The 13,651-nt window shown below is 53.7% G+C and carries 10 protein-coding genes; 4 read left to right on the plus strand and 6 right to left on the minus strand.

Annotated elements, in window-relative coordinates; genetic code table 11:
• Nucleotides 1-22: 22 nt before the first annotated feature.
• Both AACY82_RS14840 and AACY82_RS14845 read left to right on the plus strand, forming a co-directional pair.
• Nucleotides 23-373 (plus strand): hypothetical protein, encoded by a 351-nt coding sequence (locus AACY82_RS14840; protein WP_339617629.1) that lies wholly within the window; start codon nt 23-25, stop codon nt 371-373.
• A gap of 10 nt (nt 374-383) precedes the next feature.
• A complete protein-coding gene (locus AACY82_RS14845; protein ID WP_339617630.1) occupies nt 384-749 on the plus strand; it encodes an STAS/SEC14 domain-containing protein in 366 nt (121 codons plus the stop codon).
• A gap of 42 nt (nt 750-791) precedes the next feature.
• Here the strand turns inward: AACY82_RS14845 and AACY82_RS14850 are convergent, their stop codons facing one another.
• The 6 genes from AACY82_RS14850 to AACY82_RS14875 form a co-directional block, all read right to left on the minus strand.
• Nucleotides 792-1,589: a gluconate 5-dehydrogenase gene (locus AACY82_RS14850; RefSeq protein WP_339617631.1), complete on the minus strand. Its 798-nt coding sequence runs from the start codon at nt 1,587-1,589 to the stop codon at nt 792-794.
• Between the two features lie 14 nt (nt 1,590-1,603).
• Entirely contained in the window at nt 1,604-2,443 is an 840-nt protein-coding gene (gene kduI / locus AACY82_RS14855; RefSeq protein ID WP_339617632.1) for a 5-dehydro-4-deoxy-D-glucuronate isomerase, read from the minus strand.
• A 26-nt stretch (nt 2,444-2,469) separates the two neighbouring features.
• Nucleotides 2,470-4,971: a glycoside hydrolase family 88 protein gene (locus tag AACY82_RS14860; RefSeq protein ID WP_339617633.1), complete on the minus strand. Its 2,502-nt coding sequence runs from the start codon at nt 4,969-4,971 to the stop codon at nt 2,470-2,472.
• Between the two features lie 358 nt (nt 4,972-5,329).
• The gene (locus tag AACY82_RS14865; protein WP_339617634.1) at nt 5,330-8,008 is read right to left on the minus strand and encodes a TonB-dependent receptor; all 2,679 of its coding nucleotides are present in this window, start codon (nt 8,006-8,008) and stop codon (nt 5,330-5,332) included.
• A gap of 312 nt (nt 8,009-8,320) precedes the next feature.
• Nucleotides 8,321-9,733 carry a glycoside hydrolase family 28 protein gene (locus AACY82_RS14870; RefSeq protein ID WP_339617635.1) on the minus strand — a complete coding sequence of 471 codons (1,413 nt, stop codon included), beginning with the start codon at nt 9,731-9,733 and terminating at the stop codon, nt 8,321-8,323.
• A 144-nt stretch (nt 9,734-9,877) separates the two neighbouring features.
• The gene (locus tag AACY82_RS14875; RefSeq protein WP_339617636.1) at nt 9,878-10,645 is read right to left on the minus strand and encodes a FadR/GntR family transcriptional regulator; all 768 of its coding nucleotides are present in this window, start codon (nt 10,643-10,645) and stop codon (nt 9,878-9,880) included.
• A gap of 214 nt (nt 10,646-10,859) precedes the next feature.
• On the opposite strand from AACY82_RS14875, the gene AACY82_RS14880 reads away from it, so the two are divergent.
• Together AACY82_RS14880 and AACY82_RS14885 are read left to right on the plus strand one after the other, a co-directional pair.
• Nucleotides 10,860-12,386: an altronate dehydratase family protein gene (locus AACY82_RS14880; protein WP_339617637.1), complete on the plus strand. Its 1,527-nt coding sequence runs from the start codon at nt 10,860-10,862 to the stop codon at nt 12,384-12,386.
• Nucleotides 12,387-12,479: 93 nt separating this feature from the next.
• Nucleotides 12,480-13,649, plus strand: coding sequence for a Re/Si-specific NAD(P)(+) transhydrogenase subunit alpha (locus AACY82_RS14885; protein WP_339617638.1), 1,170 nt, complete (start codon nt 12,480-12,482; stop codon nt 13,647-13,649).
• Nucleotides 13,650-13,651: the final 2 nt, after the last annotated feature.

Consider the following 13,651-nt stretch of genomic DNA (forward strand, 5'->3'; position numbering starts at 1 on the left):
GCACTTAAGGGCGTATACAGTTATGGATTTTGAAGCCGCCGTCGATGAGGACATCTTAGCCGTTGCCAACCCCATTATGGATAACTTAATGGCCGCCTCGACGGACATTGATCACGCGCGCCACACTCGGGACTTTACCGACCGTTTAAAGCGTGTGGTGATGCCTGATTATTTGCGTGATGTGTGTGAGAAGTACCAAGCCGAAAAAGGCTTTTTTGCCCGGCGTGACTTGGTGGCGATTTTTCGCCGGCCAGATTCGGCTGCTATCGTCTGGCGCCAGTACTTTACCAAAGCGCCCGGCGAATTTGTGGCCGAGATGGTGCTGGTGTATCGCGATGGTAAATATTTATGCGATCACGCTGCGGTATTTTAAAGGAGCGATTATGTTTGTTATTGAGAAAAAAGGTGAGCACCATTTGGACATCAGTTTGAGTGGTAGGCTTGGTAAAGAGCAGATGGAGCGGGGCTTGGATGAGCTGAAATCAAAGTCCGAGGGAGTTCAGCATGGCACGATGCTCTATGACATTGTCGAGTTTAAAATGCCCGAGCCACGCGCAATACTGGCCGAGTTTATCCGGATGCCCGCAATGCTGGGGTTGATTCGCCGCTTTGATCGTGCCGCGGTATTGGCCGATCAATCGTGGCTGCAAAAAATTAGCGAATTAGAAGGGATGTTAATTCCCGGACTAGAGATAAAAGCGTTTGCCCGCGCAGACCGCGCCGCCGCCGAGACGTGGTTAAAGCGCTAGTAAACACGGCACACGCGTATTGAGCGCGTGCCGTGGCAAATTTTACTGCTCGTTGGCTGGTCGACCAATAGTCGCCAGTATGCCGCCATCAACGTAGACAATTTGTCCCGTGACAAAGTTGGAGGCATTGGAGGCGAGAAATACGGTGGCCCCTTGCAGATCATCCGGATCGCCCCAGCGCCCCGCGGGTGTGCGGCTAATAATAAATTCGTTCATTGGGTTGCCGTCGACGCGAATAGGCTCTGTTTGGCTCGTGGCAAAATAGCCAGGGCCAATACCATTGACCTGAACATTATGCTTGGCCCACTCGGTGGCCATGTTGCGGGTGAGCATTTTAAGCCCGCCTTTAGCGGCGGCGTAAGCGCCTACCGAGCTGCGTCCCAATTCACTCATCATTGAGCAAATATTAATAACTTTGCCGCCGGTGCCACGTTCAACCATGCGCGCGACCACGGGCTTGGTCATAGTGAATACGCCGGTTAAGTCGGTCTTGATGACTTGCTCCCACTCGGCCAGCTCCATCTCCAGCAATGGCGTGCGGCGGATAATACCGGCGTTGTTAACCAGCACGTCAATCGGGCCGACCTCACTTTCAATTTTTGCAACGGCGGCTTCCGTTTGTTGTTCGTCAGTAACATCAAATAGGTAGCCGTGGGCGGTGATGCCCGCTGCGCGATAGTCGGCAAGCGCCGCATCGACTTTTTCTTGCGACGAATGACCATTAATTACCAAGGTGGCGCCAGCTTTGCCAAGCCCCATGGCCATCGCCATCCCGAGCCCGTGGGTTGCACCAGTAACGAGTGCTACCTTGCCTTTAAGAGAGAATAATTCAGTAGACATAGTAAATCCTGTGGTTATTTCAGGGTGTTAGGCTTGTGAAAGTCCATATCGGTGTAATCGAGGTTCTCTCCCGCCATACCCCAGATAAACGTATAGTTCGCGGTGCCGACACCTGAGTGCATAGACCATGGCGGTGAGACAACTGCTTGCTCGTTACCCACCCAAATATGCCGAGTTTCATCGGCAGGGCCCATAAAGTGACAAACGGCTTGCTCTTCAGGAATATTAAAATAAAAGTAAGCCTCCATACGGCGGCTATGGGTGTGCACCGGCATGGTGTTCCAAATGCTTCCCGGCTGCAGCTCGGTCATCCCCATTTGCAGCTGACAGGTCTCAACCACGCTGCTGATGAGCAGCTGGTTAATTTTGCGCTCGTTACAGGTTTCCGAGGCACCCATTTCCAATACATTGGCGTCACCCATGCCGACTTTTTTGTGAGGGTAGGCGTGGTGCGCTGGCGCGGAGTTTAGGTAAAACTTCGCGGGCTGATCGGCGCTGTCGCTTGCAAAAATAACCTCTTTGGCACCACGGCCTATGTATAAGGCCTCTTTGGTGTCGATTTCATAACGCTCGCCATCGACGGTAATAGAGCCTTTACCGCCGACGTTGATGGCGCCCATCTCGCGGCGTTGTAAAAAATAATCGGCCTTTTGCTGGTACACCGGCTCTAATGGCACGGCTTGCGCAATGGGCATGGCTCCGCCGACCATAATGCGCTCGTAATGGGTGTAAACAAACAGTACTTCTTCGGCGGCAAAGATCTTTTCGATCAAAAAGTGCTGGCGCAGCTTCTCGGTGTCGTAGTGTTTGAAGTCGTCTTTATGAACAGCAAAGCGCTCTTCAATAATATTCATGTTGATACCTATTTACGGTGCAAATTTCACGGTTGTAAAAGCTTGTGCATTTCGATACCGGCCAAGATAAATGGTGCGGTGCCTTTGGGGTCGTTGGCAATGACTGGCTCGCTCATGTAGTAACCATAACTGCCGTCGCGACCAAAACCGAGGCCGGCGACGTAACAGATGTTAGTCAGGCTAACCGCATCGTCGCTGTGAACGGTGATAAACTCACGAATTAAACCGTCGTACGCTTTTTGCGCCACAGGCTGGTACTCATCGCCCAAATAGCCGTTGCGGATGGCTTTAGCATAAAAGTAAGTAAACATGGAGCTGGCGCTCGACTCAAGGTAGTTACCTGTCGCATCAGGCTTGTCCATGATCTGCCACCAGACGCCGCTGTCCGGGTCTTGGTATGTCTTTAGGTTGGCGGCCATTTCATTGATCATGTCTAACAGCGGTTGGCGGTGCTCGGTATCCTCCTTGGGAATATAGTCCAGCACATCAACCACTGCCATGGCGAGCCAGCCCATACCGCGGCCCCAAAAATAACCGGATAGACCGGTTTCTGGGTTGGCCCAATCTTGTTGCTTTTTTTCGTCCCAAGCGTGGTAGTAAAGGCCGGTTTGTGCATCGCGCAAATACTTGCGGGTTAGCACAAATTCGTTAACGACTTCCTCAATGCCTTGGCCGTTATCGAACAGCTCGACGTAATGGGCGAAGAAAGGCATGCCCATGTAGACGCCGTCGAGCCACAATTGGCTGTCGTATTTCTGCTTGTGCCAGAATGCGCCCTCAGCCGTTTTAGGTTGTTGCTCAAGCTGCTTGTGCAGTGTGCTTGCAGCAATTTTGTATTTCTCTTTGCCAGTTTTCTCGTACAGGCGAATTAAGTTGCGACCAGGGGCAACGGAGTCGATGTTATAGTTGCTGAGCTTGTAACGGGCAATCTCGCCTTTATCGTTAATAAAGCTACCAGTCACCATAGGCATAACATCGGCGTACTTCTTGGCTGGCGCTACTTTGTTTAGCTCGTCGTAGGCCATGGGTAATAAACCGACGATGTCGTACTCAAACTTTGGCAGTCGCTCGCGGTTTACGTCCCAGCCGCCGTGATGGTAGCCCATGGTTTTTCGTTCAAGCTCGGAGTCGGCCAAACGTTTGCTCCAGTTAAGCGCCTCGTCGGCACTCACCGGGTAAGATTTTTGCGTTTCGCTGCGGGCTGTGCTGATCTGCTCGCGCAGTGGTAGTGTTAGCTTTTCAGCTTCGCGCTCTAGATAGTTAACCAGCGCTTCGCGATTTTTGATGCCGTCTTTCTCGCCCTCCCAGGCGCCTAAAAAGTAGTAATCCACATCTTCGCCGGCGACATCCATAACCGATACATAGTTGTGCTCGTCGGTCGTTTGTGTTTCGCGGTCTGATTTTCTAAACAATAACGCCATGCCTAAGTGGTCATCGTTGAGGGTTTGTTTGCCCCAGCTGGCGACATAGGTGTAGGCCTTACCGGTGATGTTAACTTCGCCTTCAATCAACTCAGTACCCGGGTGCTTGACGATGCCGATGGCTAAGTTGTCCAGCGGTTGATCGAGTTTTAGCTGGGTATGAACCAAGCGGCTGCCACCGTGCATTGATAAGGTGGCACTTAAGTTGACGTTTTGGTTGTTGATCTGCCAGTTTTTGTAGTCGATGTTAAAGGCCGAATAAAGGTTGCCGTTGTCGAGGATGCGAGCGTCCCAACCGTCGACTTTAGACACGCGATCGACACTCTCACCGTTCCAAAACCCGTAGCCGCCAGAGCCCACCGAACTGCCTACCTTGAGGATGTCCATGCCCCAATCGGAAGGTTCGTGGTAGGAGTCAAAGCCATCTTGGCCAACATTTTGTAGCACCATGTCGTGGGTATACTTGCCAAAAATATCAAAGCCATTGCGCCAGTCGAGGTAGACGCGGTAGCCCACTAAGTCTGATTCGATGCCGGGCCCTTCGTAGCGAATAAAATAGGAGTGATCTGTGTGTTGTGACGGCGGCGTTAGCTTATCCACGTTGGTAAATTGTCCGCCGACATAAATTTGTTTGCCGTGTTTTTCCGGGTCTTCTTGCCAGCTGCCGCCGGTTTTTTTGGAGATCTCTGCCTGCGCGCGTTTGGGCCCGGCAACTGGTTCCATATCGGTGAACACGTTTAGTGTAACGCTGGCGCCGGCATTAATGTCGAGCAGGGTAAATAAACTGTCAGGGCTGCCGTCGCTATCGGTGTCGATCGCTTGGCTGGCAATTGCCTGACCGTTTAGTTTAATACCAAGTCCCGTCGCGGCTGAGTTGGCAAGCCCCAGTTCGTCGAAGCTAACGCGGTAGGGCTCGTCGGTGCGTTTAAAGTCCGATGGGTTGCTGAGCGTGATGGTCGCGACCGGCGCTTGGCTGCTCGTTGCCGGAGCTTTGGCGTCGCTGGTTTTTTTATTGGCCGCTGAGGGGGTGGAGGTATCATCCTGGCAGCCAGTTAGCGCGCTAGCGCTGACGGCGATCAACAGTGCAAGTCGTGAAAGTCTTGGCATACTTGGTACCTATTATGAGTATTGTGTCGGGGTTGGGCCCAAATGTTAACTGTAGGGAGTAGGGCGTAAACTGCAAGAAAACTTTGGTTAAGGCCTATAAGGTTAACGGCGCCGCTGTGAAGTCAGAATTGCCTCTCGGCAAAGGCTCCTGCGCGGCTCTACCGCCTGCATCCTTGCAGTGGTACGCGAGTCCAAAATGTTCAGCCGTTAGACGCTCTTTGCGGGCAAGGGCCATGGCTCTTGGCAAAAGATCAACATTACGGACGGGCTTTTGGATCGCGCCCTTTAGCATTAATCAGAGATTCCCTGATAACAAATGGGCACCGGCTAGCGGTGCCCATTTGTTTGGAGCTTTTACTTAGAACTTGTATTGAGCGCCTAAGTAGTACTGTGAGCCTGTGTGGTGGTAAACACTCACGCGACCCGAGCTATCGACGACTTGATGGTTAAACTCGTCAGTTAAGTTGACGCCTTCAAGGGTAAACTTAAGGTGCTCGTTCATAGTGTAGCTCAGCGCCATATCAACGTTGGCAGTGCTTTCGGTGTACTCAAAATCATTGCCGTTGCGACCTGGGTAGCGAGTCAGGTAGTCGTCGCGCATTGCGTATGAGATACGGGCACCAAAGGTGTCGTTTTCAAAGTACAGCGTAGCGTTATAGGACTTAGGTGACATGCCAGTCAGCTGATTGTAATCCGCCTCTTCTCCGTCTGCAGCGTAGTTCACTTCTGAATCTACTTTGGTGTAGTTTAAAATCACACCAATATTGTCGGTAATGGGCTGCTGATACTGAATTTCGAAGCCGTCCAGATCGCCGCCACCACCGTTGACGCGACGGTTAACATCGAATGACTCGCTCGGTGTTGCCGGAACGCCATCAAGCAGGTCGTCAGGCAAACCGATATCAGACCAAGCGACGCCTTCATCGGTGCGGCTTGTGATAAATGATTCGATATCTTTCTGGAAGTAAGCTACAGACAGTAGCGCATCATCCATAAAGTACCATTCCCACGACAGGTCGAATGAATCGGCGCGGAAGGGGTCTAGGAAGGGGTTGCCGTAGCTGACGACGTTGTTAAACCCGTCGACGCTGCCGCCAGGGGTGACGTCGCTTAGAGACGGGCGAGTCATCACTTTAGCCCATGAGGCGCGAATCAACATATCCTCGGTCACTGACAGTACGGTATTGATTGCGGGCAGTGTGTCGTTGTAGTCGCGATCGACGGTAACTTCGACCGGGCCGCTACCGGCTTCCTGAAAACCGGTGGAGCTTTGGTCGGTTTTCACGTAGCGCACGCCAGCGTTACCGCGAAAGCCCATGCCAGCAAGCTCGGTGTCCCAGTTTAATTGTGCAAACAACGCAGTGTCATCTTCGGTAACGCTGCGGTTATCTTGCAGGCGCTCATTTGATACGTCTAAGTTGTCCAGGCCAACAGCGGCTGCCGCTGCTGCAACGTCGGGGCTGATCCAGCTTAGCACGGTGCCGTCTGGTGCACCCAGGCCGTTACCCATCGTCGTAATGTTGTACAACCCGTCAACGGAGATTGGGCCGCCCACGCCTTCGATGTTGCTTAAGCTTGTATCGTAGCGTTTTTCACTAACGCTAAAGTCGTAGCTTTTGACAGTTACACCACCCGATACTGACAGCGACTCGGTAAAGTCCCACTCGGCATCAAACGCGAAGTTGTCAAAGCTGTTTTCGGTAGTGTTGGGGCGCTGACGAATATTGGTGTATTCAAAGTTATCTGGATTGGTAACATCAAAGTTGCCAAACGATACCTCTGGAAGTTCACTGTTTTCGCTAAAGTCCCAAGCGTAGCCGGCGGTAACCGCGTTATCAAAAATAGCGGTGGTTTGGATCGGGTTGTCAAAGTCTGACTTTGAAGTGCCGATCAGGGCGTGTACGCGGAAGCTGTCGGAGAAGTCGTGCGTGATGTCAGCGGTCAACTGCTGGAAGTCCGTGGTCAGCTCGTCATGGCGATTTTCGATGCGGATGTTGGCGTCGTTTAAGACCCCAGTCACCATGGTGCCATTGCCGTCAACGCCGTAGCTAACCAAATCTGTGCTGTCAGCTTCAGAGCGGATCAACGCTTCTAAAAATTCTTCATCGCGGTTGGCGTCGAATTGCGAGGCTAAGTAATCGACGGTAATCTCAGTCGCGTCGGTTGGGCGGAACTGTAAAGTACCGGTAAAGCCTAAGCGCTCTTGCTCGTGGGTTAGCTTACCGTAACGGGGGATACGTGGGTGAAAGTAGTTGCTTACTTCGCTAGCGTCGCCACCGGCACAGTTCCCGCATGAGCGCCAATCGTCAGAGGTCTGCCAGCGCACGGTGCTGAAGCCCTCTTCTAAGATGTCGCGCTTGGAGTAGGACACAGAGGCCAACCAGCCAAAAGTGCTGTCGTCATTTTTGCCACTCACCACCGCCGAAAAGCGCGGATCGTTTTCTTCTGAAAGGTCGTTGTAACCGATCTGGCCATTAACGGTTAGGTTAAAGTCATCGTCATAATCGAGTGGGCGAGCGGTTTGCAGCTGAATGGTTGCACCCAGTGAGCCTTCGTCAATGTTGGCCGAAGAGGTTTTAACCACTGCCATTTCGGTAAACAGCTCTGAGGCGAAGGTGTTGAAATCAAACGAGCGCGAGCGGTTGGCGCCGCCGGAGGAGTCTGTACCACCGGTGGTGGACATTGCTTCCATGCCGTTGATTTGTACGCGAGTAAACTGCGGCCCAAGGCCTCGCACACTGACATTACGACCTTCGCCAGCATCGCGGGTAATGGCAACACCGGGAATACGTTGCAGCGACTCGGCAAGGTTTAGGTCGGGAAAGTCGGCGATGTCTTCGGCGTAGATTGCATCGACAGAGCCGGCGGCATCACGTTTGGTGTTGAGCGAGGTGGCTAGCGAGCTGCGAAAGCCGGTGACAACCACTTCTTCTAGCATTGCCATGTTTTCATCAGCACTCTCTTCCTGGGCGTAGGAGGACGCAGCGGCCGCCATGGCGACTGCGACGACGAGAGGTTTTACCTTAGGACTATTCATTATTTTATCCCCATCATTCCGGTTTTGTAGTTAAGCAAGTTGTATTGCATAGACCAATTATTCTGGTAGCCGGATGATAGTCGCATAGTTTGGCAGACCAATCAATAGTTTCTGCATTACCAATCTGGCGCTATTTTGCGGTTATTGTATGATCTAATTGGCTATTTTTGCCGCTTAGGGGTAGGGTTTTTTATTTGTAAAAAATGTTTATTAATGCGACGGTCGGCGATGTGAGTCTTGGTTGGTGGGTGGTACAGGGCTTTAGGGGTGGGCGGCCCAAATTGGTCGGGCCGCTTTTGGTCGAGGTGACTATCAGGCTTTAAAGGTTTTGCCGTTGATGGAGACGTTCTCAATGACGAGCTCGTCGACATTCTCGATGACCCCTGGCTTATCGGCATGCTTGAACTTGCAGTCGATAAAGCGTAGGTCGGTAATGGGCGCGCGCTCAAAGCCGTGTACCTGAAAGACTTGGCCGGTTTCTTCGCAGGTGAGGTTGTTGACCTCTACATGGCGTACCGTTGGGTCAAAGTTGCCTGCGTCGCCTTCTTCGTAGTGAAAGTTAATGACAATCGCATTTTTGACGGTGCCTATGGTGCAGTTGCGCACATAGAGGTGTTCTAGCACGCCGCCGCGCACCGAGTTGGTCTTGATGCGAAAGCCGCGTTCAAGGTCGGGGCTACTCATGGTGTTGTTTTCGGCAAATACATTGCGTACGCCGCCGGAGATCTCGCTGCCAATGACGACGCCACCGTGGCCGGCAAGCATTTCGCAGTTGCGGATAACGACGTTCTCGGTGGGGGTGTTGATGCGCCGGCCATCGGCATTGCGGCCCGATTTGATGGCGATGCAATCGTCCCCGGTGTCAAAATGGCAGTCTTCAATCAAGACGTTCTTACAGCTTTCGGGGTCGCAGCCGTCGGAGTTGGGGCCCAGGCTTTTTAGCGTGACGCCGCGCACGGTGACGTTCTCGCTGAGCACTGGGTTTAGCAGCCAGAAGGGGGCGGCAACAATGGTGACGTCTTCGATAAGAATATTTTGGCAGCGATAGGGCTGCACAAACGGCGGCCGAAAGTAAAAGCCGTCGCCATAGTGGCGGTCTTCTGGTGGGACGCCGGCTTCGGCATCGGCAAATAACTTATCGCGGCCGGGCTTTTGGCTGGGGAAGCCGGGTTTGCCCCACTCTTCGTTGCCTTTCCAGGGCCACCAGGTCGTCTCGTTGGCGCGGCCATCGAGTGTGCCCTTGCCTGTTACGGCGATATTGTTTTGCTCGAACGCGTAAATGAGCGGGGAATAGCCCATAAACTCTACGCCTTCCCAGCGGGTTAAGACTTCAGGTAAGAAGCGTTTAGGGTCGGTGTAAAAAGCGATGGTGGCGCCGGCTTGCAAGTGCAAGTTAACATTTGATAGTAGGTGGATCGGGCCGCTTAAGAAGGTGCCGTTTGGCACTACGACCCGCCCGCCGCCCGCGTTGTGACAAGCCTCAATAGCGCTTTTGATCGCGTCGCTGCAGTCGGTGGCATCGTCACCGACCGCACCGAATTGGGTAATAGGAAAGTCGCGGCTGGGAAAGGTTGGGGTCGTGATTTGCGCTACGATCTGGTCCGCTAGGTGCCAGGGGGCTGCGCTGGTGCTTGCGCTGCTTTGGGTCGTGTGGTGTGTGGCGCAGCCGGCGATTGGAAGCGCTGCCAGGCCTTTAAGGGTGGTGCGTCGCGTCAACTTATTCATGGTTAACCCTGTGTTTAGCATTCGTTATTGGTGGCGTAAGGTTAACGCAAAATATTGTTTTTGGTAATACCAATGAAGGTTTTTTGTCAGGCAGAGGGAGGGAGGTGCCGGTGCCGCTGGTAAAGCACCGGGCTTTGCGTGGGGTTAATCGATTAGGTTAAAGCGCTCGCGGCTGTGCATGACTTTGCGTCGGGCTTCTTCTACGGCCTCGGCTTCGGTGGCATCCAGCAGTTGCTGGATAACGCGCGTCAAGTGCTCGCGCATGGCGGCGCGTGCGGCGGGGCCGTTGCGTGTTTCTAGCGCTTCAAGAATAGCGTGGTGTTCTTCAATGCGAGGCTTGGAGCCGGCTTGGCGCACTTTCTCGAGGATGCGGGCGGATACCGGCGAGCTGTTGCGCAGTGCCCACAAATGGCTGCAAACGGAGATGATGGCGTCGTTTTTAGTGGCGCGTGCGATCAGCATGTGAAAGTTTTCATCGGCTTTTTCACAGATGGGCTCGCCTTCGTTTTCGGTCACCATGTCGCTCAGGGCTTGACGTACTTCGGCCATTTCTTCGTCGGTGATCTTTTTGGCGGCCAGTTCGGCGGCTTCGCCTTCAAATAAAATGCGCGCTTCCAAAATATCAAATGGGCCGACGTCAAGGGTACTGCTGGCGAGTGTGTCTTTGTTGCCGTCGCACACGTAGACCCCGGAGCCGCCGCGAACCTCGACAAAGCCGGCAAGCTCAAGGGCGATAATGGCTTCGCGCACCGTGGGGCGGCTGACCTCAAAGCGTTCGGCGAGCTTGCGCTCGGCTGGTAAGCGTGAGCCTGGGGGGTATTCACCGCCATTGATGACCGCGGCTAACTGCTCGGCTACACGTTGGTAGAGTCGGCCACCGGTCAGTCTGCCGGTGTCTATAGATACGTTCATGGGTTCACGCTTCATTATATGAAAGTTTGACTGACTGATTCTAGCAAGAATGGCTATGCCACTCAAGGGGAGCGTTTTGTTTTTTAGTCATACCAAAATAATATTGCGGTCTGACCAATTACCTGTTAACTTTGCAGCCATGTTGTTGTGGTGTGATGTGTTGCGTCAAGCCGCAAAAGAAATTCTGAATACAGACAAGAAACTAGGGGTGGTTGTGAGTAAGTTCATTCACTTGCATCAAAACGATAATGTCGCGATTGCGGTTTGCGACTTGGCGGTTGAAGGCTTGCTCGATGTTGGTGGGCGCCAGGTTGTCATTGCAGAGCCGATTGCCGAAATGCATAAGTTTGCGGTTGAGCCCATTAAGCAGGGTGAGGCGATCATCAAATACGGGCAATTTATTGGGTACGCGGCAGCCGACATTGACGCCGGCCAACACGTACACACTCACAACTGTATTGTGGGTGATTTTGCCAAGGACTACGGTTTTTGCCGGCACGCGGAAAAAACGGCTTACGTGCCCGAGGCGGAGCAGGCGCATTTTCAGGGGTATCGCCGTGCTAACGGCAAGGTGGGTACCCGCAACTATATCGGTATCCTGACGACGGTTAACTGCTCGGGAACCGTGGCCAAGCAAATTGCCGCTAGCTTTAGTTATCCGGGCGCGTTGGACGATTACCCTAATGTTGACGGTGTGGTCGCGCTTACTCACGAATCGGGCTGCGGTATGCGTGCCGAGGGTGAGGGTTACGAGATTTTGCAGCGCACCTTTGAAGGTTATGCCGCGCACGCTAATTTTGGCGGCGTATTGCTGGTCGGGCTCGGCTGCGAAACCATGCAGGTCGACGGAGTGTTGGCGCAGGCCGGCCTGGCCGAGTCTGAGTTGTTTAAGGCCTATAATATTCAGAACGTGGGCGGTACCCGCAACGCTGTCGAGCAAGGTGTGGAGTATGTGCGTGCCATGTTGCCCAAAGTGAATGAGGCGACTCGTGAGTCTTGCCCGGCCTCAGAGATGGTGCTGGCAGTGCAGTGCGGTGGTAGTGATGCCATGAGTGGGATTACCGCCAACCCGGCTCTCGGTGTTGCGGGCGATATTTTGATCCGTCACGGTGGTACGGTGATTTACTCTGAGACGCCTGAGATTTATGGCGCGGAGCACTTGTTGACCCAGCGCTCTGCCACGCCTGAAGTGGCGGAGCAATTGTTGGAGCGAATCCGTTGGTGGGAGGAGTACACCAGCACGAATGGGTTTGAGCTGAATAACAATCCCTCGCCGGGCAACAAAGCGGGTGGCTTGACGACTATTTTAGAAAAGTCTTTGGGGGCTCAGGCTAAAAGTGGCTCGACCACCATGACCGCGGTGTATCAGTATGCCGAGCCGGTAGTCGAAAAAGGCCTGGTGTTTATGGATAGCCCCGGCTTTGACCCTGTCTCCGTGACCGGTCAGGTGGCCTCGGGTGCCAATGTGGTGGCTTTTACTACGGGGCGCGGCTCGGCTTTTGGGTACAAGCCGGTGCCGAGCGTTAAGTTGTCGAGCAATACGGCGGTTTATCGCCGCATGCAGGATGATATTGACATCAACTGTGGTGCCGTAACTGATGGCGATGAGACGCTAGAAACCTTGGGTCAGAAAATTTTTGAGCAGCTGCTGGCGATCGCCTCGGGCGAGCAAACCAAGAGTGAAGAGCTGGGTTATGGGGATGCGGAGTTTAACCCCTGGAAGATCGGCGCTGTCGTGTAATTCATTTCTAATGAGGTGGGCGCTTGCGGATTGCCAATCCCGCGCCTACATTCAAGTAATACTTTCATGCTAATAACAATAGAGGGTAAGTCTATGAAAATAGCCGTGCCAAGGGAGCGTCGTGCCCATGAAAGACGCGTGGCGGCCACGCCGGATACCGTTAAAAAGTACATTGGTTTAGGTTTTGAGGTTGTTGTTGAGGCTGGCGCCGGGCTTGAGAGTCAGGTGTCGGACGAGCTGTATATTAATGCCGGCGCCACCGTCGAGGCCGATCTGGCCGCGCTTTATCGGGGGGCTGATGTCGTGCTCAAGGTGCAGCGTCCGCTTGTCGCTGATGAGGGTGAGCTCAATGAGCTGGCGCTTATCCCTAAGGGGGCGCTGCTGTTGGGTGTTCTCTCCCCTTTTAATGATCCTGAGTCTGTCGCCGCTTATGCTGCCGCAGGTGTGACGGCGATGGCGCTAGAGTTTGTGCCGCGTATTAGTCGTGCTCAGAGTATGGATGTGCTCAGCTCGCAAAGTAATTTGGCCGGTTACCGGGCGGTGCTGGATGCCGCTTACGAGTACGACCGGGCGATGCCGATGATGATGACCGCTGCCGGCACAGTGGCGCCGGCCAAGGTGATGGTGCTGGGGGCAGGGGTTGCCGGTTTGCAGGCTATTGCAACGGCCAAGCGATTGGGGGCCATTGTTTCGGCGACTGATGTGCGGCCGGCGGCGAAAGAGCAGGTCGAGAGTTTGGGTGGCCGGTTCGTGATGGTGGACTCCGAGGAGACTCGCGAGGCTGAAACCGCTGGCGGCTACGCCAAAGAAATGAGCGATGACTTTAAGCGTCGCCAGGCGGAGTTAGTGGCGACTACTATAAAGACGCAAGATATTGTGATTTGTACCGCGTTGATTCCCGGGCGCAAGGCGCCAACATTGGTGAATGACGAGATGGTGGCCAGTATGCGACCGGGGTCGATTATTATCGATTTGGCGGTCGAGCAGGGCGGCAACTGTACCGCCTCTAAGTCGGGTGAGGTGGTAAATGTGGGCGGCGTTAAAGTGGTGGGTCATTTTAATGTGCCCAGTCGTCTCGCTGCCGATGCCAGTGCGCTGTACGCCAAGAATTTGCTTAATTACCTGACGCCGCTGGTCAAGGCTGAGGAGGGTGCTCCAGCCGGCTTGGCGTTAGATTTTGCCGATGAAATCCTGGCGGCGGCCACCTTGACTCGCGACGGCCGGGTGGTTCATTCGGCGTTTGCCGAGCAAGCAGAACAATAATG

Origin of the sequence: uncultured Gilvimarinus sp., assembly GCF_963972205.1 — a bacterium.
GTDB lineage: Bacteria > Pseudomonadota > Gammaproteobacteria > Pseudomonadales > Cellvibrionaceae > Gilvimarinus > Gilvimarinus japonicus.